General features: G+C 62.6%; 22 protein-coding genes and 2 pseudogenes. 13 read left to right on the forward strand and 11 right to left on the reverse strand.

Annotated elements, in window-relative coordinates; all coding sequences use genetic code 11:
• Positions 1-46: 46 nt before the first annotated feature.
• Both MKL11_RS04415 and MKL11_RS04420 read right to left on the reverse strand, forming a co-directional pair.
• Positions 47-1,187, reverse strand: a pseudogene (locus MKL11_RS04415) (IS3 family transposase).
• 30 nt (positions 1,188-1,217) lie between these two features.
• Positions 1,218-1,457: a hypothetical protein gene (locus MKL11_RS04420; protein WP_243940626.1), complete on the reverse strand. Its 240-nt coding sequence runs from the start codon at positions 1,455-1,457 to the stop codon at positions 1,218-1,220.
• A 157-nt stretch (positions 1,458-1,614) separates the two neighbouring features.
• Between MKL11_RS04420 and istA the strand changes: the two are divergent.
• Both istA and istB read left to right on the forward strand, forming a co-directional pair.
• Positions 1,615-3,108 (forward strand): annotated as a pseudogene (gene istA / locus MKL11_RS04425) (IS21 family transposase); the annotation flags it as partial.
• A gap of 2 nt (positions 3,109-3,110) precedes the next feature.
• Positions 3,111-3,845, forward strand: a complete 735-nt coding sequence (gene istB, locus MKL11_RS04430) for an IS21-like element helper ATPase IstB (RefSeq protein ID WP_279600258.1) — start codon at positions 3,111-3,113, stop codon at positions 3,843-3,845.
• 580 nt (positions 3,846-4,425) lie between these two features.
• Here the strand turns inward: istB and MKL11_RS33525 are convergent.
• Complete coding sequence (locus tag MKL11_RS33525; RefSeq protein ID WP_409565809.1) at positions 4,426-4,947, reverse strand: hypothetical protein; 522 nt, start codon at positions 4,945-4,947, stop codon at positions 4,426-4,428.
• 886 nt (positions 4,948-5,833) lie between these two features.
• Between MKL11_RS33525 and MKL11_RS04440 the strand changes: the two genes are divergently transcribed.
• The 5 genes from MKL11_RS04440 (at position 5,834) to MKL11_RS04460 (ending at position 10,119) form a co-directional block, all read left to right on the forward strand.
• Entirely contained in the window at positions 5,834-6,514 is a 681-nt protein-coding gene (locus MKL11_RS04440; protein WP_243940632.1) for a ParA family protein, read from the forward strand.
• Positions 6,511-6,810, forward strand: a complete 300-nt coding sequence (locus tag MKL11_RS04445) for a hypothetical protein (RefSeq protein WP_243940634.1) — start codon at positions 6,511-6,513, stop codon at positions 6,808-6,810. The genes MKL11_RS04440 and MKL11_RS04445 overlap by 4 nt, the downstream gene beginning before the upstream one ends.
• 705 nt (positions 6,811-7,515) lie before the next feature.
• On the forward strand, positions 7,516-7,980 hold the full coding sequence (locus MKL11_RS04450; RefSeq protein ID WP_243940636.1) for a GNAT family N-acetyltransferase: 465 nt from the start codon (positions 7,516-7,518) through the stop codon (positions 7,978-7,980).
• 159 nt (positions 7,981-8,139) lie between these two features.
• Positions 8,140-9,450, forward strand: a complete 1,311-nt coding sequence (locus MKL11_RS04455; RefSeq protein WP_243940639.1) for an SLC13 family permease — start codon at positions 8,140-8,142, stop codon at positions 9,448-9,450.
• Positions 9,451-10,119: a GDSL-type esterase/lipase family protein gene (locus MKL11_RS04460; RefSeq protein ID WP_243940641.1), complete on the forward strand. Its 669-nt coding sequence runs from the start codon at positions 9,451-9,453 to the stop codon at positions 10,117-10,119.
• A 64-nt stretch (positions 10,120-10,183) separates the two neighbouring features.
• Here the strand turns inward: MKL11_RS04460 and argC are convergent, their stop codons facing one another.
• Together argC and MKL11_RS04470 are read right to left on the reverse strand one after the other, a co-directional pair.
• Complete coding sequence (gene argC, locus MKL11_RS04465; RefSeq protein WP_243940643.1) at positions 10,184-11,158, reverse strand: N-acetyl-gamma-glutamyl-phosphate reductase; 975 nt, start codon at positions 11,156-11,158, stop codon at positions 10,184-10,186.
• A gap of 98 nt (positions 11,159-11,256) precedes the next feature.
• A complete protein-coding gene (locus MKL11_RS04470; protein ID WP_243940645.1) occupies positions 11,257-11,652 on the reverse strand; it encodes a RidA family protein in 396 nt (131 codons plus the stop codon).
• Positions 11,653-12,268: 616 nt separating this feature from the next.
• Here MKL11_RS04470 and MKL11_RS04475 point away from each other — a divergent pair.
• The 3 genes from MKL11_RS04475 to MKL11_RS04485 are packed head-to-tail and all read left to right on the forward strand — an operon-like array spanning position 12,269 to position 16,454.
• On the forward strand, positions 12,269-13,516 hold the full coding sequence (locus MKL11_RS04475; protein WP_243940647.1) for a hypothetical protein: 1,248 nt from the start codon (positions 12,269-12,271) through the stop codon (positions 13,514-13,516).
• Positions 13,517-13,571: 55 nt separating this feature from the next.
• Complete coding sequence (locus MKL11_RS04480; RefSeq protein WP_243940649.1) at positions 13,572-15,398, forward strand: hypothetical protein; 1,827 nt, start codon at positions 13,572-13,574, stop codon at positions 15,396-15,398.
• 12 nt (positions 15,399-15,410) lie between these two features.
• Positions 15,411-16,454 carry a hypothetical protein gene (locus MKL11_RS04485; protein ID WP_243940652.1) on the forward strand — a complete coding sequence of 348 codons (1,044 nt, stop codon included), beginning with the start codon at positions 15,411-15,413 and terminating at the stop codon, positions 16,452-16,454.
• 170 nt (positions 16,455-16,624) lie between these two features.
• Here MKL11_RS04485 and MKL11_RS04490 read toward each other — a convergent pair whose 3' ends face one another.
• Positions 16,625-17,614 (reverse strand): hypothetical protein, encoded by a 990-nt coding sequence (locus MKL11_RS04490; RefSeq protein ID WP_243940653.1) that lies wholly within the window; start codon positions 17,612-17,614, stop codon positions 16,625-16,627.
• Entirely contained in the window at positions 17,523-18,146 is a 624-nt protein-coding gene (locus MKL11_RS04495; protein ID WP_243940655.1) for a hypothetical protein, read from the reverse strand. The genes MKL11_RS04490 and MKL11_RS04495 overlap by 92 nt, the downstream gene beginning before the upstream one ends.
• 1,159 nt (positions 18,147-19,305) lie before the next feature.
• Between MKL11_RS04495 and MKL11_RS04500 the strand changes: the two genes are divergently transcribed.
• A complete protein-coding gene (locus tag MKL11_RS04500) occupies positions 19,306-19,599 on the forward strand; it encodes a VOC family protein (protein WP_243940657.1) in 294 nt (97 codons plus the stop codon).
• Between the two features lie 396 nt (positions 19,600-19,995).
• Here the strand turns inward: MKL11_RS04500 and MKL11_RS04505 are convergent, their stop codons facing one another.
• Together MKL11_RS04505 and MKL11_RS04510 are read right to left on the reverse strand one after the other, a co-directional pair.
• Positions 19,996-20,313, reverse strand: a complete 318-nt coding sequence (locus MKL11_RS04505) for a hypothetical protein (RefSeq protein ID WP_243940659.1) — start codon at positions 20,311-20,313, stop codon at positions 19,996-19,998.
• A gap of 55 nt (positions 20,314-20,368) precedes the next feature.
• Complete coding sequence (locus MKL11_RS04510) at positions 20,369-21,529, reverse strand: trypsin-like serine peptidase (RefSeq protein WP_243940662.1); 1,161 nt, start codon at positions 21,527-21,529, stop codon at positions 20,369-20,371.
• A gap of 315 nt (positions 21,530-21,844) precedes the next feature.
• Here MKL11_RS04510 and MKL11_RS04515 point away from each other — a divergent pair, with 315 nt between their 5' ends.
• A complete protein-coding gene (locus MKL11_RS04515) occupies positions 21,845-22,795 on the forward strand; it encodes a hypothetical protein (RefSeq protein ID WP_243940664.1) in 951 nt (316 codons plus the stop codon).
• A gap of 74 nt (positions 22,796-22,869) precedes the next feature.
• Here the strand turns inward: MKL11_RS04515 and MKL11_RS04520 are convergent, their stop codons facing one another.
• Together MKL11_RS04520 and MKL11_RS04525 are read right to left on the reverse strand one after the other, a co-directional pair.
• Positions 22,870-23,502, reverse strand: a complete 633-nt coding sequence (locus MKL11_RS04520; RefSeq protein WP_243940666.1) for a DUF1353 domain-containing protein — start codon at positions 23,500-23,502, stop codon at positions 22,870-22,872.
• 337 nt (positions 23,503-23,839) lie between these two features.
• Positions 23,840-24,349, reverse strand: coding sequence for a recombinase family protein (locus MKL11_RS04525; RefSeq protein ID WP_243940668.1), 510 nt, complete (start codon positions 24,347-24,349; stop codon positions 23,840-23,842).
• 234 nt (positions 24,350-24,583) lie between these two features.
• Between MKL11_RS04525 and MKL11_RS04530 the strand changes: the two genes are divergently transcribed.
• The coding region (locus MKL11_RS04530) for a helix-turn-helix domain containing protein (protein ID WP_243940670.1) at positions 24,584-24,985 on the forward strand (402 nt) is incomplete at its 3' end.

Raw genomic sequence — 24,985 nt, forward strand, 5'->3', positions numbered from 1 at the left:
CCTGCCACTGACCTGACCGGTATTTTGGACCGGGCCAGTTGCGAGGTTACTGCATGGTAGCGGCCATGGGTAGCCGGAAGGCCAGATCCGGGTAGCTGACGGGCGCGGGCGGCCGATAGCCCAGCGACGAATGCGGTCGGATGCAGTTGTACGTGGTTTGCCATAGACCGATGACGATCTGCGCCTCCTTCAGCGAGTAGAAGATCTCCTGGCGTAGGCACTCGTCACGAAGTTTGCCGTTGAAGCTCTCACAATACCCGTTCTCCCACGGTGATCCTGGCGTGATGTACTGGATCTGCGAACCAGTTTTGGCCACCCATTTGCGCAACGCCTTCGCGATCATCTCGGGACCATTGTCGCAGCGGATGTTCTCCGGGATGCCGTGCAGGCACATTGCCTCTGCCAGGGCCTCGATTACGCCGAGACTGTTGATGCGCCGCGCCACCTTCAAGGCGAGGCACGCCCGGCTGTGCTCATCGATCAGCGTCAGGATGCGCAGGCTCCGGCCGTCGTGTGTCTGCGCCTGTACGAAGTCGAAGCTCCAGACGTGGTTGCGGTGGAGCGGCCGCAGCCGCACGCATGAGCCGTCGTTCAGCCAAAGGCGGCTGCGGGGTCTCTGTCGCTGGGGACCTTCAGCCCCTCGCGACGCCAGATGCGCTGAACCCGGTCCTTGCCCGCTTGCCAGCCGGCTGCCTGCAGCAGCGCCGTGACGCGGCGGTAGCCGTAGCGCCCGTACTCGGACGCCAGGGCGATGATGGCGCGGGTCAGATCATCCTCGTCGGCCGGCATGGTGGGCACGTAGCGCTGCGTACCCCGATGCTGGCCGACGATCCGGCAGGCGTGACGCTCCGAGAGGCTGTACTTCTCCCGGATGCCGTCGACCGCTTGCCTGCGTCGCTCGGGGGCTACAAGTTTCCCGAGGCGACGTCCGCCAGAACCTGCTTCTCTAAAGATAGATCCGCCACAAGCCGACGAAGCCGGACGTTTTCGCGCTCCAGATCTTTCATCTTCTTGGCCTGATCAACCTTCAGACCGCCGTACTCCTTACGCCAGCGGTAGTAGCTCTGCTCGGAGACATCCGCTTCCTTGCATGCGACGGCGATGCTCTTGCCTTGCGCCGTCTGCACCTCGATCTGGCGCAACATCAGCACGACCTGCTCCGCACTTGGCCTCTGTCCTCGCTTCATCCCCAACTCCTCTGGTCCACGCTGATCCTCTCAATCAGCCCGGTCCAAAGCCAGCCGGTCACATGTTGCGGCTACGCGCACCCCAATCTCGTGGGTGTGGCTGCAGCCGTACAGCCAGACGGCGAGCCGCACCCGGGTCGCCTCCGGGATGCCGTCGAGGAGGAGGTGTGCTGCCTCGGGATCGGCTTTGGCGAGCTGGCCTACGGTCTCTGGTGAGACGGGGCAATCGAGAGCGGGGTCGTCGACACTGAGCAAACGGGTACGGTTCATGACGGCACCTGCAGGCTGATAGCGCGCAACGTGCCGAAATTGTATGTGATTAGGCGTGGAATAAGGACCCCGTTCTCGGGGTGATCGGCGTCCAAACGGGACCCCCAGGACAAGTCATCCACAATGCCTTCCGGCTCGAACGGGAGGCTTGCGCGGGATGTTGGTCGTGGAGACGGTCGCAAAGATCCGCCGCGCGTATTTCGTGCAGCAGAAGCCGATCAAGCAGATCTGCCGGGAGCTGAGGGTCTCGCGCAAGGTCGTGCGCAAGGTCATCCGCTCCGAGGCGACGGCGTTCCAATACACCCGCGCCGTCCAACCTGCCCCGAAGCTTGGATCGTGGCGGGGCGAGCTCGACCGGATGCTCCTGGCGAACGCCAGCACGGCGCGGCGTGAGCGACTGACGCTGATGCGCATCTACGAGGCCCTGCGCGGGCTCGGCTACGAGGGCGGCTACGACGCGGTGCGCCGCTACGCCCAGGGCTGGAAGCGCGAGCGTACCGCGGTCACAGCCCAGGCGTTCGTGCCGCTCTCCTTCGCGTCGGGCGAGGCCTACCAGTTCGACTGGAGCCACGAGACAGTGCTGATCGGCGGCACGACCACGGAGATCAAGGTCGCCCACGTCCGGCTCTGCCACTCGCGCATGCCGTTCGTGCGGGCCTACCCGCGCGAGAGCCAGGAGATGGTGTTCGACGCCCACGACCGGGCGTTCGCGTTCTTCCGCGGCGCCTGCCAGCGTGGGATCTACGACAACATGAAGACCGCTGTGGACGCGATCTTCGTCGGACGTGAGCGCGCCTACAATCGCCGCTTCCTACAGATGTGCTCGCACTACCTCGTCGAGCCGGTGGCCTGCACTCCGGCCTCGGGCTGGGAGAAGGGGCAGGTCGAGAACCAGGTCGGACTGGTGCGCGAGCGCCTGTTCACGCCGCGCATCCGGGTGAGGAGCTACGACGAGCTGAACGCCCTGCTGCTCGACGGGGTGATCGCCTACGCCAAGGCCCACCCGCATCCCGAGCAGCCCGACCGAACCGTGTGGCAGGCCTTCGAGGCCGAGCGGGCGGCTCTAGTCCCCTATGCCGGCCGCTTCGACGGCTTCCACGCCGTGCCGGCGGCCGTGTCCTCGACCTGCTTGGTTCGCTTCGACAACAACCGGTACTCGGTCACAGCCTCCGCCCTCGGGCGACCGGTCGAGGTGCGGGCCTACGCCGAGCGCGTCGAGATCCGCCAGGACGGGCGCATCGTCGGCGAGCATGCCCGCGGCTTCGGTCGCAACCAGACGGTGTTCGATCCCTGGCACTACGTCCCCGTGCTTGCCCGCAAGCCCGGTGCGCTCAGGAACGGCGCGCCGTTCAAGGACTGGGTGCTGCCGGCTGCCCTCGACCGGATCCGACGCAAGCTCGCCGGCTCTGCCGACGGCGACCGGCAGATGGTCGAGATCCTCACCGCCGTGCTGCGCGACGGGCTGAGCGCGGTCGAGGCCGCCTGCGCCGAGGCGCTGCGTGAGGGTGTGCACTCGGCCGACGTCGTCCTCAACATCCTCGCCCGTCAGCGCGAGCCCGCCGCCCCGGTCACCATCCTGACGCCTGAGAGCCTGCAGCTGCGCCATGAGCCGGTCGCCGACTGTGCCCGCTACGACAGCCTGAGGAGAGCCCCATGATGGAACGTCAGGACATCCTCGCCACCATGGGCGAACTGAAGCTGTTCGGGATGAAGGCGGCCTACGACGAGATCATCAAGGTTGCGCTCAAACGCACTCACGAGCCTCAACAGGTCGTCGGTGACCTGCTCCAGGCCGAGATCAGCGAGAAGCAGGCGCGCTCGATCCGCTACCAGATGACCATCGCCAAGCTGCCCCTGGCCAAGGACATCGCCGAGTTCGCCTTCACCGACACACCGATCAACGAGGGGCTGGTGCGCGACCTCGCTGGTGGCGAGTTCCTGGCCCATCAGCGCAACGTCGTGCTGGTCGGCGGCACTGGCACCGGCAAGACGCACCTAGCCATCGCCATCGTACGAGCGTGTATCCGGGACGGGAAGCGCGGCCGGTTCTACAACGTGGTCGACCTCGTCAACCGGCTCGAAGCCGAGGCGCGTGCCGGCCGGCAGGGCCGCATCGCTGACCATCTCATGCGGCTCGACTTCGTGGTGCTGGACGAGCTCGGCTACCTGCCGTTTGCGCAGTCAGGCGGCCAGTTGCTGTTCCATCTGATCAGCAAGCTCTACGAGACCACCTCGATCGTGGTGACCACCAACCTCGCCTTCGGCGAGTGGCCGAGCGTGTTCGCCGGCGACGCCAAGATGACCACGGCGCTGCTCGACCGGCTCACCCACCACTGTGAGATCGTTGAGACCGGCAATGAGAGCTGGCGCTTCAAGAACCGCGCCTGAGGCCAGCGCCTACGACGCCAAAGCTGGACGTCGGATCAGCTCAGCCGCACCGTACCGTACCCAGCTTGCGAAGGGGTCCCAATTGCACGCCGATCCGGGGTCCCATTCCAACGCCTTTTGACATCGGAGGAAGTCGATGGCGGGGCGGAAGTCCTCCGCCGGGGTTGGCTGCATTGGTACGGGCATGGGGGTCCCCCAGAAGCTCGACCCCACCACGGGGGCGATCCTCCAGGGTGCCACTCCGAAATCCGGCGTGGGGTGCCGGACGCTAGAAAGTGCTTCGGGGCGAACGTCGGACCGCGACTGCAGCTGCAAAGTCGCACTTTTGGCCCCGCAGCGGCTTCAAACGAGCGCCCAGGGTCGCCATCGGGCTCCGAAATCCACTCGCACAGCACCCATTTGCGCGAATCGGTGCGACGCCTACCTTCGAATCGCCGTCTCCCGGCCGGGCACGTGACCGGTCGATGAGTGCGAAGGCATGGCCCGCGCGACGGGGTGGCGGGGCTCGGAGCAATCCGGGCCCCGTCCCGTTCGGGAAGTGCGTTCGATAGGCCGGACGCTGCGGCTGGACCGCGTGCGGCTACCGCATGGCTCGGCCCGCGCCACGACCCGCATGGATTCCGGCGAGACCGCTTCGTTTGAGGTCGTCCGCTGCCTCTCGGCAGCTTTCTTTGGGTTCTGTTTTCCCCGATTCTCTCAAATCTAGAACTTGAGTAGGCGTGCGTTGCGGGGATTTGCACCCTCCCTTCTGCGGTAGGGAGAAGTGGGTGCCGCGCACCGCTCCCTTGCGGGCGAGCCGTAGCCAGGATGTCCACTCGCCCGAGACGATGCGCACGATGTTCGTGTCGTTGCGGAAGCCAGTCACGCGCCGCTCCTCGACGGTCACAAGCCCGAGCTTCGCAGCCTCCCGGATGGCGTTGCGCACCGTGGTCTCGGCCACGCCGACGATCGCCGCGAGGTGTCCGACAGCGAGGCGGCAGTCCTTCCGGCGCACGGTCTCGGCCGCCACAAGGGCGAGGACCGCTTGCTCGGCTAGCGTGAACCGGGCCGCGATACCGGGTGGTAATCGGCCAGAGGCGGCCCAGCGGCGACGGCGCTCCATCGAGGCATCCGTGCGCGGGCGCGAGCCGACACTCGGTCGCCTAGCCTCGCTCTGGCAAGCTTGAGGGGTATGCCGCTTAGTATGGGCCTCGCTGTCAGTCCCCGGCGACGTCGCACGTGCGGCGTGCGGCATCCGGCGCAGGGCCGGCGCGTCGGTACGTGCCTCGATCAGCCGGGACAGCGCCTCGGCCTCGGCTTCCGAGACCTTCCCCTCCCCGAAAGCGCGCCACAGTAGCGATGTCACAGACGGCAGGGTGATTCGGTCGGCCGCCTCAATCGCGCACCTCAACTCGTCGGCAAACATAGTCCGTCGGCCCCTGATAGGGCCGCAACACGTCGTTCCGGGCCGCCGAGAGGGCGTCCGGTCCACAGGCAAAGCCTCATCGTCGCGGGAATTGGCGTTCCCGCTTGACGCCCGGGGGCGTCTCATGGCTTGTGAGGAGCAGCGCTGCGGCCTCACAGGCCATTTTGATTTCGACGGCCCTCCAGTTTGGCGACTGGGGGGCCGTTGGCTTTTCAGGGGTCGACTTGCGGCGGCAGGATCTCCTGATGTTTCCGGCGACTCGCACGAGGTGTCCGCCAGCCGGACATGGCATGTCGGCTGGGCGGCACCGTTAAGTCAATGTCGGCAGCGTGGCAGCACATCGTTGCGGACAGCGTGGGAAAGTAAGAACGAACTTTTGCCTTCCCTTACAGGACCGTTTCCAAGGGTTTTGGGCCGCATTTTCTCCCATTCATCCATGCAACTGAAATGAACCGGTAGCACCAGAAATCGTTTGATATCATATCATATCGGTGTAAAAAGGTTCAGTTTCTGCTAACGAAATTCGGCCATCGTGGGATCGATGCGGTTCGCTTAGAGCTGATGCCATGCAAGGGAATTGACCATGCCCGTCATTTCGGTCGCCAACCCTAAAGGGGGCGCAGGCAAATCCACTGCAGCTCTGGTCGTTGGCACCACGCTGGCCAGCAAAGGAGCAACAGTCACCATCCTGGACTGCGACCCGAACCAACCGATTGCTGCCTGGGGGAAGGGTCAGGAGCGGCCTGGGCTCCGTGTCCTATCTGAGATTAGCGAGCGCGAGATCATATCGGCGATCGACGCCGAAAGCGCCGAACGCCAGTTCGTATTGGTCGACCTGGAAGGCACCGCAAGCCGAATGGTTTCGCGGGCACTGTCTCGGTCCGACTTAGTGCTAATTCCGATGCAAGCTTCCGCGGTAGATGCGGCGCAGGCGGCCCGCGCCGTGGGGCTCATTCGCGAAGAGGAACAAGTAATTCGGCGGCCTATTCCCTATCGAGTTATGTTCACCCGCACGTCTCCGGCAATCCCGACGCGAGCCGAAAAGGCGATCGTTGCAGAGATGCAGCGCAACGGGATCACAGTACTCTCGACGCACTTAAACGAGCGAGCCGCCTTCAAAGCCTTATTCGCATACCGGAGCACATTGACCGAACTTGACCCAGAAAGAGTGAGCGGAGTTCCGGCTGCGACTGAGAACGCCAACAAGCTTGCGGGCGAGGTTGTGAATGTTGTGCGTCAATTAGCAAAAGGGGAAGCAGCGTGAGTGAAGAGACGTCGTTCGGCTTCGGTGACATCCAGCCCAAACGGGTCCGGCGTGCAGTTGAGGATGTGGCAGCGGTTGATCGCGTTGCCGATGATTTGGGCTTCGTTTCGCGAGAAACGACTACCATTCAGCGAAAGGTTAAGCAGGGTCCGGGCGGCCCCGCAGGCCAATTCAACCTTCGTGCGGCGGTGGCCGACGTGAATGAGTTCGTAGACTGGTGCGGCCGTGAGCGGATGAGCTACCGAGAGGGATTTGGGAAGCTAATGGAGATGAAGCGAAAGGGTGAAAGATCGTAGAGGATGTCGTCGCTAAATATTCGATCAAGGTACGAGCCATGCTCTAGGCCAGAGGTTCGTTTAGTCTTCATATAACGCCCCATTCGCATAAGGGCACGCTACGGTACGTTGGAATGACGAGCGTAGCTCGCGTGACACCGAGGACCCTTTCCTGCCATCGGCTGACCATTCCAACAGGTTCGTATTTGAGCGATTCGGTATGACAGCATAGGCTGACAGGGTTCGATTTAGATCGGGTGGTGGTCCTTATCGGACCGGCTTCAGACTGATTCGATTGAGGCAGACCTAAACCGAACCGAATTAAGGGTGAAGAGAAATTGTTTGCCACGGGTCGATCGTGCGTTTGCTCGCCAGCCGAAAGACCAGCTTTAGTGATGTTTAGAATTGGGACACCGTTTTCAGGGGTCGATCCTGGCTTCCGGACGTGGAAGTATGCAATGAGTAAGGACCCCTCAACATATTTTTCTAATATGCCGCCAAAAAGAGGAGCTTTACCGACACAAAAAGGTGAAATAGATAGATTTATACCGTTTAATCCAGAAAAAATAGATAATAAAGACAACAAAAACACAATAAATAGGATGATAAAAAATCAAGGCATTCGAGCACAGAGTGGCCCCCCTGTCGCTCGACGACCTCAGAGGCGATCCTATCGGCGGATAGTCCGCCGACGCACCTGCTCGTGACCGAGGGGAGACAATGCGCTTGTTTCACGATCACGACACCGGCACCTTGCGTTTAGCGACCAAAGACGACGTATTCGCGATCCGGGCGTTGACGCGAGCCGCCTACGCCAAGTGGGTGCCGATCATCGGCCGTGAGCCTGTACCAATGACGGCTGATTATGCCTCGGCCATCCACACCCACCGCTTCGATTTGCTGGAACGGGCTGATGTGCTCATCGCCCTGATCGAGACCGTCCTCCATCCCGATCACCTCTGGATCGAAAATCTCGCGGTCTCTCCCGACCATCACGGCCAAGGTCTTGGTCGCCAGATGCTGCATCAGGCCGAGCACGTCGCACGCTCGTGCGGACGCGAGGAAATCAAGTTGCTGACGAACCGGGCGTTCTCCGGCAACGTCGCCTTCTACGGCCGGGCGGGCTTCGTGGTCGAGCGCGAAGAGCAGTTCAAGGGCGGTATCATCGCCTATCTCCGCAAGCCGCTATGAGGTGTGATGATCCCGGTCCGAAATCGGGTTGGCCTTCCCAAGCTCACCGCGCTCGGATCTTCGTGGAACGCGAAGGTACCCTCTCGAAACGACGCATTCTCAGACTGTGCATGATCTGCAAGCTTTGCCTTTCCAAGATCGATTGATCGGGAGGGGGGCATGTTGGACGGTCTCGATAGCGGGGGCTTGTTGCTGCCTGCCCTACTGACGGCGGTGACCATCACCTTGTGGGCCACCGCCCGCCTGCCTGAATACCTGATCGCGCTGCTGTTCTTCGCCGCTGCAATGGTGCTGCGGGTGGCACCGGGCGAGACCGTGTTCTCCGGTTTCCTTTCATCGGCCTTCTGGCTCGTGCTCAGCGGCTTCGTCCTCGGCGTAGCCATCCGCAAAGTCGGCCTTGCCGATCGGGTCGCCCGCCTGCTCGCTGCCCGCCTGTCCGGCTCGTGGCCTCGTCTAGTTGGAGGCGTGGTGCTGCTGACCTACGCCCTGGCCTTCGTCATGCCCTCCAACATGGGCCGTATTACCCTGTTGATGCCCATCGTCATGGCGTTGGCCGACCGGGTGGGGCTCGCGGACGATCGGCGAAGCCGGTCCGGCCTCGCTCTCGCGGTCGGCTTCGGCACCTTCCAGCTCTCGGCCAGCATCCTGACCGCCAACGTGCCCAACCTCGTCATGGCGGGCGCGGCCGAGACCGCCTATGGCATCCACCTATCCTATCTGCCCTACCTCGCGCTGCACGCGCCCGTTCTGGGCCTGGTGAAAGGCGTCGCGCTGACCGCGTGCATCTGCCTGCTTTTTCCCGGCCGACCGCGCGCGGTGGCGCCGAGCGAACCTGCCACGCCGCCTTCGGCTGCTGAGTGGCGCCTGGGCGTCCTCCTGCTGGCCACGCTCGCGCTGTGGCTAACAGAGGCATGGCATGGCATCGCCCCCGCCTGGGTCGGCTTGGCCGCCGCCTGTCTATGCCTGCTGCCGCGCGTCGGCTTCCTGAACGGCGAGGAGTTCGCCACCGGGGTGAACGTCCGCACTTGCTTGTACGTCGCCGGCATCCTCGGCCTCGCGGCAGTCGTCGCCCAATCGGGTCTGGGTGCAATGCTCGGCCGCGCCATCCTCGCCGTCGCGCCCCTCGACCCCGGCGCCTCGTTCCGGGACTTCGCTACCCTTACGGGGGTCACAGCCCTGCTGAACTTTGTTGTGACCGCCAACGGTGTGCCCGCGCTGTTCACCCCGCTAGCCGGTACGCTGGCAGATGTCACAGGCTTGCCCCTGGCCACCGTGCTGATGGCTCAGGTGGTCGGCTACGCCACGCCGATTTTGCCCTACCAAGCCTCGCCCATCGTAGTCGCGATGGGCATGGGCGGGGTGCCCGCGCGTGATGGAATTTGGCTGAGCGTAGCGCTTGCTACGATCACCTTTCTTGTGCTCGTGCCACTCGACTGGGCATGGTTCCGGCTGCTCGGCTGGATCGTGTGAGTGGGAAAGTACGATGACCGCTGTGACACTACAACGATCATCTCGCTCCTCAAGCGCGGGCGAACCTTCCGTGACTTGCCCATGAGGATCTGCTTCATCGGGGACAGCTTCGTGAACGGTACGGGCGACGACGACTGCCTAGGTTGGCCGGGCCGCCTGTGCGCCGAGGCCCGATCACGCGGGTACGACATCACCCTCTACAATCTCGGCATTCGACGCGATACCTCGGGCGACGTGGCCAGGCGCTGGGAACGCGAGGCGGCAGCACGTCTCCCGGTCGAGCTTGACGGTCGCCTCGTCTTCTCCTTCGGGGTGAACGATTGCGTTCTCGACCGAGGCCTGCCCCGGATCTTAGAGGAGGAAACCTTAGCGAACGCACGAAGGATCCTGGAACGTGCTCGAACGACGTGGCCCACCCTGATGGTCGGGCCGCCCTGCGCGGGCGAGGCGGCCCTCGATGAGCGAGTTAGCCGATTGTCAGGCCGCCTGGATGCGCTCTGCCGAGTCCTGTCCGTCCCTTATCTGCCAATCTTCCCGCGCCTCGCAGGCGCCGAGGTCTGGCGCATGGAAGCACGGCGAGGGGACGGCATTCATCCCAACCGGGGCGGCTACACCCTGCTGCACCAAGCTGTCCTCGATTGGCCGCCGTGGCGCGATTGGGTGACGTGAGTCCGGATCTCATCAGAACAGACTCACGTCGTAGACCGAATGGCTTCGCGTAGGCCCGCCCTCATCAGGGCCAGACGGGAACGCCGTCCAGCCCCGCGGCCTCCGGCAGGTCGCAGATCAGGTTCGCGTTCTGCACCGCTTGGCCGGCCGCGCCCTTGCCGAGATTGTCGACCACGCCCATCGCGATCACCAGATTGCGCTCCAGATCGGCCGCATAGCTGACGAATGCGAGGTTCGAGCCAGTCGCCCATTTGGTCTGGGGCGGCGTGTCGGTCACGCGGACGAAAGGCCGCCCGGCGTAGAAGCGCCGAGCCGCGTCCAGGCATTCACCCGTGGTGGTGCGGCCGCGGCCATAGATCGTGACGAGGACGCCGCGGGTCATCGGGACCAAGTGCGGTGTGAATACCAGCCCGGCCGCGCTGCCGTCGCTCAGCCGCTCGATCGTCGTGGCGATCTCGGGCATGTGGACGTGCTTGAGCAGACCGTAGGGCACTAGGTTCTCGTTGCTCTCGGCATAGCCGAACCCCCCGCCGCCGCCCCGCCCGGCACCGGAGATGCCGGTTTTGGCGTCGATCACGATGCCGCCGGGCTCGATCAGCTTTCCGGCCAGCAGCGGTGCCAGCGCGGTCAGCGTCGCCGCGGGGAAGCAGCCGGGGTTGGCGACGCGGCTCCGCCCGGCGATATGGTCCGGCCAGACGTCGGCCAGGCCGTACGCCCAGCCCTCGGCGTAGCGGTGATCACCGCCGATATCGACGATCTTCACGTCCTTGGGGACGCGCGCCAGCGCCTCGGCCGAGGTGCCCGTGGGCAGCGAGGCGAACAGCACGTCGAGCTTCGGCAGGCTCGCCGGATTCCACCGCTCGATTACTAGTCCGGCCAGCTTGGCCGGCACGCCGGGGAAGCGGTCCGCCAGCCGGCTGCCGGCGCTGCCCTCGCCCGCGGCGTAGACCAGTTCGAAGGATGGGTGGCCCGCGATAAGGCGCATCGCCTCACCGCCGCCGAAGCCGCTGATCCCGACGATACCGACACGAATACTCATGGTGGCGTCCTACCAGTGGAACAAACGATCAATCCGTATCGAACGACCCGCGATCTCGAACGTGGGCGGGCTGCTGGTCCGAAGCGACCTACCCAAGCTTACTGCCGAACGGCCGTGACTTCGACCTCGATCAGCGCGTCTGGCCGAGCCAGGGCGGCGACGACGAGGACTGTCACCGCCGCGGGCGTCTGCGAGGCCCAACGCGCGCGACGCGCCGGGCCAAGCGCGGGGAGATCGCTCGCTCGTGTCAGGAAGAAAGTTGCCTTCGCCACGTCGGGGAGAGCCATTCCAGCCGCGGTCAGCAAGGCCTCGACGTTATCCATCGCCTGCGTAAGCTGTTCGGAGAAATCGACCCGCATCTGTCCATCCGGCGCGACGCCGAATTGACCGGAGACGTAGAGCATACGTCCCGCCGGGGCTTCGAGTGCATGTGTGTAGATCGACTGGAATTGCTCGGGCACTGTCCAGACGGTCGGGGGGTTCAGGATCTTCACGGTCTCTCGCCTTGGTTGCACCCCGGCCCCGAATGATCGGGCTCCACTACGCGGGGCAGATGATGCCCCGCCGCACTCACGGCCACAGGGCTCGAAAACGGGATCTGGTATAGGTGCAAGCGAGCAGCGCGAGGGCTGCTCAAGCTGGCGAGAAGCTACAGACTCCCGTCACACCGACCGCATAAAGTACGGCGTCGGCGTCGGACAAGCCTCGTCGGACGAGGGCAGCTCATAATCATCAGCTAGAACAAATGGCCACTGATTACAATGGCTGAGACGGGTTGGATTGGTCTGTTGCTCACATATGCGAACGCTCATTTGAGGGTAATCCACGTCGGTTCACCGTGCGAGGTAAAGTCGCCTCTAGCGATAAAGATGGGCCGCATACGGAACATTCGCTCGCGGAATTTTTAATTAAAACCAAGACATAATAACATAACCAGATGCTATGCGAAAATTCGATTTGATTGTTCAATTTCAATCCGTATAAAAAATGGGCTCTGAGCTTCAGACTGATGGTTATCCGTATCGACAAATTTCAACTACGTGCACAAGCGCAGGCGATATCGAGATATTTGTTTTCCGGGTTTAATTGGTTGTGTGTTGAGGATCGCCCATGGCCTTGCCGACTTCGCTCCTGTTTTTCGCCGCGACCGGAGCGGTGGTCTTGGCTCAGTTGCCGGTGATCCCCGGCGCGTTCCTGATGATGTTCGCCGCACCCTACTGGTCCGTGGTGCTGGTCAACTTCGGCTTCCTGGGGCTCGCCGTCGAGGCCGCGACCGGCCGGGTGACGCGCCTCTGGCTCATCGCGCCGATCGCGTGGTTCGGCGGGTACGCCACCTGGGCCTACGCCGATCATGCGACCCTGTCGCGCCTGCGCGCGGAGATCGCGACAGCCAACGACGCTGTGCGCGTGCCGTTCGACCCCGCGCGGCAGGCGCTCGTGTTCGAGGACGACGCGGCCGTAAGGTGGTTCGTCGAGCGCTTCGCGCTGCCTGTCGCCTACGGCCGCGATCGCCGCTACGTCGGGTCGAGTCATCGGGCCACGCGACTGGCCGAACGCGAGATCTGCGACCAGTTCGGGCATGACACGGCCAAGCGTGATGCCGGAACTGATGTCTTTTACAGCTTCAGTGGCAGGACGAAATCGCCCTACTGCACCGTCGCCCTACCGGAAGACCCGACCCTCCCGGCCGTCACCGTCCGGCGCAGGGAGGAGCAACGCGTCGTCGATCGCATGCCTGTATCAGAGACCACCACGACGATCACGCTCCCGGACGGGCGATCTTCCGTGCTGCGAGGCGGCACAGCGGCGCCGCTGGGATGGATACCCATGCCGGTGATGGGCTGCACGCTCAACTCCGCCGGACCGAGGTGGGTATGCTTCGCCCAGTTCGAGCGCGACGACTTCACATCGCTCCAGGAACGGGTGCCGGGCCAAACCGCGAACAGTTCGGTACTGATGCGGGCGCTCGGCCTGGCATACGCGGCGCCCGACGACCAGCGGCCAAGCAATCCGGACGACCTGCGCGCCGCCATCGCGGCGGCGACGCGCCGCGTAACCGAGCTTGAGACCGCCAAGCTCGATCAGGTTCTAGCCGATCCAGCAGCGCAGGTCGGCAGTCTGCCGTTCGAGTCGCTTCGCGGACGCGTGGACCTCTTCCTCCCACGGCTGGGCGCGATGATCGCCGCCGTGGAGCGGGGGGCGGGGGCGCAGACGAACGCGCGAGCCAACGCCGAGCGGCTGTTCCGCTTGGTTGAGCAGGTGCTTGCGGATCGACTGGTCCCCTACCGCGCCCGGATCGACGCTCTCACGGCCCAAGACTACCGCTTAGTCTTCAAGGCCGACTCAGCGGACAGGTGAGGTCAACATTATGTCACAATCGCCCATGGATGCAGAGGTGCATTTCGATCGGTTTATGCGGCGATATCTTGTTGCCACGGGTCTTGGCGCGTTCGTCGCGGTCTGCTTCCCGCCGTTGATCGCGCTCGGCTTCCTGCTGCTCGTTCTGCCGGGGGTGTTCCTGCTAGTCGCCCCCACCGCGTTCCTCTACGGGGTCGCCTTCGCGGCGGGGTGGTTCCCGCTCCGCCGCCTATCGCGGGCGGGCGCGGGTTTGGCAGGCGCGGTCACACTGGCGCTCGCCGCCGTCGGTCTCCCGATCTGGGTCAACCAACGCCTGGACGTCGCCCTCGCGCACGTCCGCGACGGCGACGTCATGCCAGCGACGCCGATCCGGGTCAGCGGGGCCGTCCGGCTGGAGATCGACCGCCGGATGCTCTCGCCGCGCTACCAGCGGGAGCCGGGTCCCTACGAGTGCAACACCTTGTGCGCCGCTACGCTGTTCACCCCCGGGGTTGAGAGCGTCACAGTGGCCGACCTGGGCGAGGTCTGGCGCGGGCAGCCACAAATGAACCAGAACTGGACAACGACCTACCGCCTCGTCCGGCGCCCCTTCTGCGACAGGGCGGGGTCGGTCACCCGCGAACTCTACGATCCGGACAAGGGGGAACTTCTGCGCGACGACGCCCTGCGCGCGGGGTGGAGGTTGGCCGCCGCCGAGGGGCGCTGCGTCGAGCGGGTCGAGGATCCGGGAATGATTCGCGACAAGCCCAACTGGGTTCTGCGCTACGAAACGCCGAACCCGGATGACCTGAGCGTCATCCCGACTGGGAGCGCCCGGCTCACCCGTCTGTCCCTCGACGGACCCGCGGGCCGTGTCCTCCAGCAGAGCGCGGCGAGCGGCGTCGCGTTCGCGCCGGTGCTGTACCTCGGGGTGCTCACCGCGTTCCCGTACCCGGGAGCGCTGTTCATCCCCGGCTCGACATGGCGCTGGATCAAACCCGACGTCGAGGTGCGTGCGGTCCTGGCGACGAGGACAAACCTCGGGGTCACGCCCGCGGCGACCTCGGCCAAGCCGCCCACCTGCGACGATCTCCGAGCGACGGTGGGGCGGGCGCTGGCTGACCCGTCGGTGCCGGCCGCCGCCGCCCCCTTCGCCCTGGTGGCCGCTTTGCTTCTGTCGCCCGAGGACGGGACGCCGGGACCGGGCCAGCCCGCGTGCTCGATCGCGCGGCCGGGCGACGCCAGCCTATTCGCGCGCCTTCTCGACCGCCCGGGCCTGACCAACCTGCAGACTTTCGAGCCGGTGATCGCGATGCTCGGGCCTGCCGCCTCGACCTTGAGCGACGCACTCGTCGCCCGGGCGATCCGGATGACCGGGTTCGGCCAAGAGTCCGTAGACTTCCAGTTCGTCGACGGAGCGATCACGCGCCTGCCGGCCAGAGCGTTCGCCGAAGCTACGCCCGACACCGAGCGCCTGCTCGCCGACTGCGACCGGCGCGGGCAGATCCCCGGCATCGTCCGACGCCAAGCAGACCGCGGCGCGGCCGCCGTCCCGACGCTCCTCGGGATCCTGGTGCAGACATGCTCCAAGCTGCGGGGCTGGGATACCGAGGCCCAGGTCGCGGCGCTGCGGGCGCTGTGCGCGATCGGCCCCGCGGCGCGCACAGCGCTGCCCGGGCTCACCATGGGGCCCCCCATCGCCATGGACGGAAACTCGCGCTGGCGGTCCGAGTCCGATGGCTTGTGGCCGTTCACCCTGCTGCGGCTGGGCATGACGCGGGCCGAGGTGGACGCCCTCGGCCCAGGCGTCGTCGACATGCCGCGGGACCTGGAGGTGCGGGTCCGGGCGTCGGACCCGGTCGCGGGCTGTGACTGGAAGCCCGGGAGCACGCCCCCCGCCTGAGTGGAGCACGGGATGATGCCGCCGATCTTCGCGACCTGGCTCGCCCTCTACACCGCGTTCTTCGCGGCGTTCGTCGTGACACCCGGCGGTCGCAGCCTTCTGGTCGTGACGCTGCTCGCGGGCGCATTCCTGGGCTTCCTCGGGGCCGCGATCGTGAGCGTGCCTTCCGCGCAGCAGGACTGGGGGCACGCCGTCGCGACGGCTTGGGTCGCGATGATGGCGGCCGGCGCGGCGGCGGGGTTGGTTGCGCGGAGTACGACGCTCGTGAAGGGCTGGCCGCGACATCGTTCGTCCGGCCTCGCGACGATCCTCCTCGCTTTCGCGGCCGCGCCGATCTGCCTCGCCGGGACGGAGGGATACGACCACTGGCGGCGCCGGCCCCCGTCCGCGGAATGCATCGCCCGATCCTCGTTCGACGTGGCGATCGGAGGCAGGCGCCTCTCGGTCCCCAACTGGCCCCTGGTGATGGTCTCCGAGGGGCGCGAGCACTTCGTCTTGTCGATCCCGTCAAGCCTGCGGCAGCTCTGTGAGCGTGCGTCCGCTGGGACGGTGATGCCTGCGGATGGGATCACGTTCTTCTTCGGCGACATCACCGATCGGCCATCGTGGCCGAGCTTGCAGGCTTGGCTCGGACGGATCTGCCCGGATGTGGCAGTCGAGGTGATGACGCGCCTCGTGTGCGGGGACCGCCCGATCGACCAACTCTCGATCGTCTCTGAGACGGGTACGGCAAAGCGGACGGGGGTCGCGGCCCGCCTCCCGTCGCCCGCGCCGCTCGCCGAGGGACGGGTGGGAGATCGATCAGGGCCGGTCGAAGGGCGCGGGTACGCGAAGTCGATAGAGTATCCGGACCGAACATGGGCATTCGAAGACGGGACGACCGTTCAGTGCCACCCATCGGCAAACAAGGGCTTGGCCTGCTTCGGCAACATCGGTCTCGCAGACGATGTCGCTGCGAAATTGACTTTCACCGTCATGGGCGGCGACGTCGAAGCCGCGTGGGACAGGGTTCGAGGCACGACGTGGGAATTCTATGCTGAGATCCAGAAAACCTGAAAGAAAATGCCTGCGTTGGCCCCAAAATTCGTCTTAAATGCCTGAGGATTGCCAGTAGCGAGGCAGTTCAAATTTTATGGTATGAAGAATTTTGCACCTCATTATTCATGGAGCCTCGCAGCATCCGCTGAACGCCCATCCAGCCGGCTACCGCGGCCCCGCAGGTACCGTCACCCGCACCGGTTCGGGTTGAAGTGGCGCAGCGCGAACTCGGTCCGACTCACGAACTCGTCCCGCGTCAGGCGCGAGTGCTCCGGCTTCGCGAGATCCGCCACCGGCTTGCCGAGGCGGGCTAGGGTGAACGACCAGACCCAGTCCTCCAAGCTGTACGCGGGGATCGTCCCGCTCGCGAGCACGGCCTCGAAGTCGGCCAGGACGGAGCTCGCGGCGGGCCCAATCAGGCACAGCGCCTTGCGCGCGGCGAGCGCGTCGATCACCCCGTCGGAGCTGCGGTCCTGACGGTCTGCGCGTCGGCGTTTGAGCTCTTCGTAGGACTGCGCGATGATCCGCACGAGCCCCGGCGCGGCGGCAGCCCCGCGCTCCGTCTGCCGCTCGATGAGCCGCGGCGCCCAGCGTCGGCGCACGGGGTCGGCCAGGAGCTGCTCCTCGCCGGGCGAGAGGACGGCGTAGGTCCCCGCGGGCATCGCACCGAGGTCGCGGCCGAGATCCTCCGCGGCCCAGCGCCCGTCGGGGATCGCGGCACCCAGAACCCGCGCCACCATCGGCGCGCGCAGCACCCCGGCCTCAGAACCGAGGGCGTGGATCGGCCCCCACAGCCCGTGGAACCGCGTGACGCGCGGGTCCGCGATCAGCCTGAGCATAAGGGCGAGGTCGTCCGGCCCTAGTTTGCGCGCGCCGCCCTTCGCGTCCTCGAAGGTCTTGAAGTAGGGACCGACGAGGCGCAGCGCGGGGGCGTCCGCCGTCGCGCCAGGGTCGTCGAGCGCACGTGCCAACGTCGCCGCGATCGACGGCCTGTCCGGCTCAACCGCCGGTTCGGCGGCGGGGCGCAGCGCGAGGTCGGTGGTCTCGGCTAGAAGCCCGATCGGGTCGAAGTGCCCGGCGGCGGCCTCAACGGTGTACCGGGTGCGGGCCCAGTCGAACGATGTCGCCAAGTCGGTCGGCCGCAGCCGGAGCCACGGCGACAGCAGGGTGTAGCTCACCTCGCTCCGGCTGCAGGCGGCGCTGCGACCCCTCGTCGAGGCTTAACCGTCTGCGGTCGATGCGCCCGACCAGCGTGCCGCTCCACGGAGCGTCGTGCAGAGTTTCGCGGCCGTAGCGGATCGTCCAGTCTGCGGCGGGGATCGCGCGGCTCGGCTCGAGGCAGGCCCCGGCAGCCAGTGCGAGCGTCCCGCGGGTCCTCAGCCCGGGGACGGTTCCCCCGCCCTGGAACGGGAACGTGTACTCCTCGAACCGCTCGGTGTTCGGACACCCGCCGGTGCGCACGAGGCGGTAGAGCACCTCCGGGGAGTCCGACGTCGCGTCACGGGGACCGTCGTGGCTGGGTTCCCCGATGACGACGCCGCGGATGCCCGGCGTCAGCAGGGCGGCGAGGCAGAGGTCTGCGCAGACGTACCGGTGGCGGCGTTCACCCGGCACGTAGGGCGCCCTCTCTTCCTCGCTCTCGATCCGCAGGATACCGGAGATGGCGAGGCGCCCCTCGGGGCGGCGGTCGCCGACGCGCGCGCACTCCACCTGCCAGAGGGTCCACGGGTTGACGACGGTCCGGGGCAGGGAGGCGACCGCGCCGACGAGAGCGATGCTGGCGACGGCCGCGAGCCCCCCCCCCGGCCCTGCGACGCAGGAGGAACCAGGGAAGCGCGAAGACGAGGCCGTAGAGGAACCCCGTGGGCGTCGTCAGCAGGAACGCGCCTGGGACGACGAGCAGGATCAGGCTGACCCAGGCCAGCGGGGGGAAGGCGGCGGCGAGCAGCGTGAGGCCGCCAGTGATGACGAGGTAGGCGATTAGGAAGCGGGTCATCATCGTCCGGGCGCCCCGCTATGTCGGACGAAACGCGAGCGCGCTCGTTGTGACTTGGCGGCGATACTGTTCTATGACTTTGACCGCAATCAATCGACAACACCGAGGGTAAATTTTGTAGCAGAAGCAAGCTTTGCTTACCAAAATGTTTCGATGCGGATTGGACCAGATGAAAATGAATGTCGACATTTGGCAGCTTGATCGCTCGCCGCTTCCCGATCTCTTCACCAGTACGGCTCGTTGCGAGCAATGTGCGGATAACGACGGTATTTCGGGCACATAAACCTGTCCGGTCTGCGCGTCGGAAAATCAAAATCTGAGAGGCCAAGCCGGGCTGGCCCGCCGCCGTTCGCACAAGGGTAGGTTACGGAACGATAGAATGAGTAGTCAACTCACGGGGCCATCGAGGTCTTTTCCTGCCGTCAGCTGATCATCCCAGTAGGTTCGAGTCTGCGTGGTTCGTTATGAAAGCTGAGACTCGGGAGTTCGATTTGGATCGAATGGTGATCTTTATCAAGCCAGCTTTTAACCGATGCGATAAAAGCATACCCATATCGTACTTGCTGGATCAGCTGCTTAGGGTGGTTTGCTGCCGATCCGCTTCCAAATGGCAAATGCGTCGAAACGGACATAGCCGGGGGCCGGCCACGACCCGTTGCATACGAATGACCCCTTTGCCGGTAGGACGTCCCGCATGACAGAACACACGAGCATCCACGTGCGGCGTGCCGATCATGTCGGCTTCGCGGTCGCCTGCCTCGACGAAGCCCTTCGGTTCTGGGTCGACGGGCTCGGCGCGCAGCTTGTGCGGACGGGCGAGATGGGGGCGAGTTCCTTGGTCAGGTGGCGGGAGCGCATGGGGCGAAGGTACGCATGGCGATCGTTTCGCTAGTGGATCAGACGATCGAACTTTTGGAGTATCAAGGTTCAGACCGACCAAGTGTGCCAGCCAAGCCTTTCGACCCGGGCTTCGCGCATCTGGCTCTTGTGGTCGATGATATCGATGCGCTCCTGGTGCGGATCGCCGCCTACGGCTGGAAGGCGCAAGGCATTCCGCAGCCGATCGCGAGCGGTGCGCGGGCTGGAACTAGGGTGATCTACGCTGTTGGCCCTGACGGCGCGACGATCGAGTTCATGCAGCCGCCAGCCTCCGTTCAGGATCTCTGATGCCGCCGGGCGGGGGACCGCTTGCCATCTTGATCTGAAGTCGACAGGGGCTCGGCGAACGACCGCTTCAGAGAAGCCTCGACGGCAGTTTGGGCGACCGCATCGGGTCGTAAACGGAACGTCCGGTTCAGGATGTCGGGCCGCGGTTAAATTGCGATCCGCAGAGGGATCACTCGCATAACGAGATCTTATAGACAGGGCGCTGTGAGATCCCGCAGTCGTTCGGGATCCGCAACCCTGGGAAGACCCGCTTCCGAGCTATCGGCAAGGCGTAGGCCTACGACTGGATTGGATGGATTTCCACCAGTCTACTTCCGAGTGGAAGAGACGTCGGAGCGGACGCCGCAGCCCAGCCCGCTCACGCCTCTTCGCAGACCCTTCCCAAAAAGCTGGTTTTTAGAACTTTGATTTTAGATCCAGCTTTCCGCTGCCGCCAGAGCCAACTGAGAAACCTGCCTGACCAGTCTGTGTCGCAACTGCCGAAGCATTATCTAAAGACGTAACTCCAGGAGAACCCACAGAAGAAGGCATTGGAAGCGGCACAGCACTCTTGTAGTCAATTACTCCACTTGCGGGAGCACCCCCTGGAATAAAAGTAACATTTCCCGCCATTTTCAGTGAATTCGACGCATCGTTTGATGTCATCTGGGCATATGCATTGCTGGCAAGGCCAATGCCAAAGAAAACAAATATGCCAGTTAAGATTTTAGTCATGACATTACCTCCATTTCACAGACTTTATAAGTCCAACATTCGGTCAATATGAGGATCATTCTTTACAATTATCGGGATAGGCTTTACAAGCAGAGTCAACAAGCGATTTAATATTTAGCGAGATAAAAGGACTAGCTCCCATCCACTTCACGCGATTATCAGATGACCCCCAACTGGTAACACCTACAACTTGGTTCGGGACTGGAGCCGAACCCTCGGACGTTCCCGTAAACTTGGGGCTTTTTCCGAAATTTATCAATAGGGGGCCGCCGCTTGAGCCACCGCACATCATCGAGCCAAGGATCGTGTTGCTGGAGTGAGTCCTGCTGCTGGTAGCCTGCGCATCATTGCGCTCCATGAAATTCGAATCGTCGAGACAGCCGGGGTAACCTAGCTGCGTTATATGCGTGATCCCTTGCGGGGTGAATCCAGCCCGATCCCAGCCATATGCAAACCAACCTGTTCGATCACCAGGAAATGCAGTTTGACCTGCCGCGTCTTTTTGTGGCTCCATTACAAGTATTGCCACATCGTTTTGACATATAACTCCGCGTTCAGTGCAGGAGTCGGTGCCGTTGATATACGATGTCGGGACAACGGCTTTGACAACATTCCAGCGTCCGAATGGAGCGTCAGTATTACGAAAGCCTGGAATGAATTGCCATCCAGAGTAGTAGCTATTCTTGCCGAATTCAGCAACACAATGAGCCGCAGTTACTACAATTCCGCGATGTATCAGAGAAGCAGAACATATATAGGTCTTTCCGGATATAAGAAAAAATAATTTTCCGGCGGCTCGATATGGGTAAGTTTCGTTAGTTGGTACAGCATCTAAATCTGCCCTGGCGGTTGTGAACGGAAGCCCGGAGGTTCCGAAATCAAGGCTTATTACAGGGCTCGTCGTTGTCGGAATTAACTTTGTTGCGCCGACAGTGATTTGATTTTTTTCACCGCTACCGGTTGAACCTCTCACAGATCCTGGGATCATAAGTATATCGGTTTGCGGAGAAGGCGAAAATGCTTCTGTCATTACTTTAGCCGCATCTTCGTCAGTGAAGTGCTGCGCGAGCGGAAGCGTGAACGGCATAGATTGTTCATAGTTGATGGCATTGCCATCGCGATTTTGAGATTTCGCTTGGCTAATTAGAGAGAGAAAACACGTTCCAATAATAGCTATACTGATACCAGCGTTAAAACGTACCATTTCCTCCTCCATCTTTCTTCGGCATGTGATCAAGAAGTCTTAGACTGAATAAAACTCTCTGATATTATTTCGTGCCGCCAGGATAATATACTACAAAAGTCATTCTATAAGGAAAAATAGCGAGATCGTCAAATTATTATCTTCAAACTTTAAATCTCATGCGGGTGGCGTCTGGAACACAAGTACGTTGACCCCTTATAAGATGCCTGACTATTTAAAACCAGTCTCTAGTGGCGCCGTTACCACACCTACTTACTATTTATTTTCTGCATGTAAATAGTTCTTGAAATTTATCACCGCTAATTTTCTATTCGGATTTCTAGCGCGGTGATCCATATGAAATCGCAATTATTGATCATAATAGCTTTATCACTTGCAGGGTGTGCTAGGGAGCGCATAAATATAGGTTCTTCGACCTACTACAAAGATCTAAGTAAATTGCAGAAACAAGAAGTTATAGATAATATAGATGCAACCATTGATGATCCGTATCGAATTCCCTCTCGAACGACGTTCGGAAGAGGCAACATCACAGCTACTGATAACGATAATCTCAATGTAGCCTTTCCGTTCAATCCCTTACCAACGAACGCTGGAACCGCAACTTTGGGCTTAGGTCAGTATCTAAATACTTATCAGATAGCTTTAATTCCGGAAATACGCGGAAATGCTCTAAATATCCTACGAGATATATACAGAAGTGCGGTTTATCCTGGTCTATATGGAAAAAGCGTCAATGTTTCTGCTGTGGTGCACGCACGATCTCCCTGGCTTTTCTGGACTTATTTAGACGGATCGCAGGCTTCCAATGAAGAGCCGTTGCCTTACGATGCGGTTTTTATCGGTGTTGGACAGAATCACCGGATTTATACAACCGATCAAGACGCGTTTGGTAAATTTATATTGCTGACGTTAGGCCACGTAGACGATGTCAGCTCTCAACTCCGACTTGAAGTTCCGCTCGGCGGCACACCTTACCCATCGGCTTCAAAGACAAGCGATAAAAATCCCCCTGAAAAAAATAAAGATTTCTCCACCAAACACCATTCCGGGTCTGGCGTGAAGTCCTCAGGTAATAGTTCTAAGCCCGAACGCGCACAACGTAGAAAGCCAATAGATGGTGTTCAATCTCCAGGTAACGCTTTTGAGCCCGAATTAACCCCTTTCGACAGCAAGACTACGAATTCAGATGTAAGGCAAAAATCGACCGATGTCTTACCTGCACCGCTTCCGCCTGGGGGCAACGATCCAACGGTTCGTTCAAACGAAGGACGATGAAATCTTTATTGAAGAAAAGGAAGGTGCCGGTACGAAAGGAGTCCAGTCCGGCACCTATTTGCACACATTCCAGCCTACTTGAACACGCCCGGCTGTTTGCGCCATTCCTCCCAACTGATCAGAGGGTTATCGGGGAATTTTGCGAGAATTCGCTTCTCACCTTTGGCTTTGGATGCGGCGTTGTCGTTCCAAGCTTTGCTGCCAGCCACCTTGAGTGCAAGGTTGAACTCAGTGATCGTGCCTGAGTTCACTTTCGCATCTTGCATAGCGGCCGCGAGAACGTCATCGGCCTCCGATTTACTCCTATCCTGCTCCCAGTACAGATAGTCGTGCACGATGGCCGCGTAGGCGTAACGTCCAGTTGGAGGGAAGATGGACCATAGAGGTCTAGGGACAGACGCCAAATCTGTAACGAAGCCACTTTCCACGAGCACCGGTTTGAATTGCTGTCCTGCATTCGGGCTCCACTCAAGTTCGCCCGTAAGGTAATAGTAATCCCAGTCAACGAACGGACGAACAACCGGTATAAATTCGAATTTCTGTGGAATTTTTTCACCTGGCGTCCGTGTTTTCTGACTCCCTGATGCAAGTGCAGCTTGCATGAAGGCTTTCTTCTCGCTCATCTCATCCGACAATGCCGGAGCATTCACGGCCATATAGCTGCCAACCATGACCAAGGCATGGCGTCTTGTTATTTGCTCGATCATGCAAACCTCAAGTTACGATGAGGCAATTTGATAGCACAGTATATGCATATTGGTAGAGGTTGCGCCGAGCCTGTTTAAAATGCCCTCGGCCGCTGATCACCCGATTTTCGGATCATCGTACAGCCACTCCCCACCACTTCACCCCAAGCCTGCGTCGTTACCCGCGGCGGCTAATCGGTCACGTCCGGTAATCACCCCCTTTTCCTTATTTCGTTGAAATGACTCTAGACTGTGACCTTGATCGCTAATTGGCACTGATTATCAGCGGTTTCTGTCACTCTGGAACGTGAATGCCGGCGCAGCGAGAGCCCTGCAGCGATTGCCATGAGGTGATCGCTCAGGCTGCCACGACGCTGGGCGTGGCGGGCTGACGCTCCAGGGTGCGGTAGACGGTCGGCCGCGAGATCGAGAACAGCTCGGCCAGATCGCTGATCGCGTAGTCCCCGGTGTCGTACATCCGACGCAGCTCCTTCTGCTGGCGATCCGAGAGCTTGGGTTTCTTGCCGCGCAGCTTCCCCTTGGCGCGCGCGACCGCCATGCCCTCGCGCGTGCGCAGCCGGATCAGGTCCGCCTCGAACTCGGCAAACGTCGCCAGGATGTTGAAGAACAGCTTGCCCATCGGGTCAACCGGGTCGTGCACGCTGGCGCCGAGCTGGAGCTTCACCCCCCGGGCGGCGAGCGCGTCGCCGATCGCGCGCGCGTCCGGCACGGAGCGGGCGAGCCGGTCGAGCTTGGGCACCACCAGGGTGTCGCCGCTCCGGACCGCGGCCAGCGCTTGGTCGAGGCCGGGGCGGGCTCGGTTCGTCCCGGTGAAGCCCTTGTCGGTGTAGATACGATCCGTCGCCACCCGAGCTGGAGCAGCGCCTGACGCTGGGCGGCGAGGTCCTGCTTGTCGGTCGAGCAGCGGGCGTAGCCGATCAGCACATGCGTCATGAGCTGAGCTGTAACGTACAGGGTCCCCTCACCGCAATTTTTATCGTACCATTCCATTGAGACGAGGCCCGCGCAGGCGGATCGAGCCTTCGCGAATGGATCGGCCCGGTGTCCGCTGAACGATCCCCTTGCGGACAGGAGCAGGCGGATGGTCGCTCGCCAGGATGGGGCTGACGCCGCGGACCCGGTCCTGGCCGGTCGGCTCGCCACGCTTCGCCCCTACCTCGACGGCGAGGTGGCGCTGACGGTGGTCGCGGCCGAGCACGGCATCGCGCTTCGCACCGCCCGGCGCTGGGTGGCCCGTCTGCGGGTGGGCGGCCCAGCCGGCCTCGGACGCAAGCCGCGCTCGGATACCGGCCGGCGCCGCCTCGTTCCGGACCTCGTGGCTCTCGTCGAGGGTTGGGCGCTGACCCGGCCCCGCCTGTCGATCGCGACGATCCATCGCCGTGCGTGCGAGGTGGCCCGGACGCGCGGGTGGCCTGGGGCCTCCTACGCGAGCGTCCATGCGATCGTCACTGGCCTCGATCCGGCCCTGGTGACGCTGGCCTTG

It is taken from the genome of Methylobacterium sp. J-077 (assembly GCF_022829365.1).
In the GTDB taxonomy this organism is placed as follows: domain Bacteria; phylum Pseudomonadota; class Alphaproteobacteria; order Rhizobiales; family Beijerinckiaceae; genus Methylobacterium.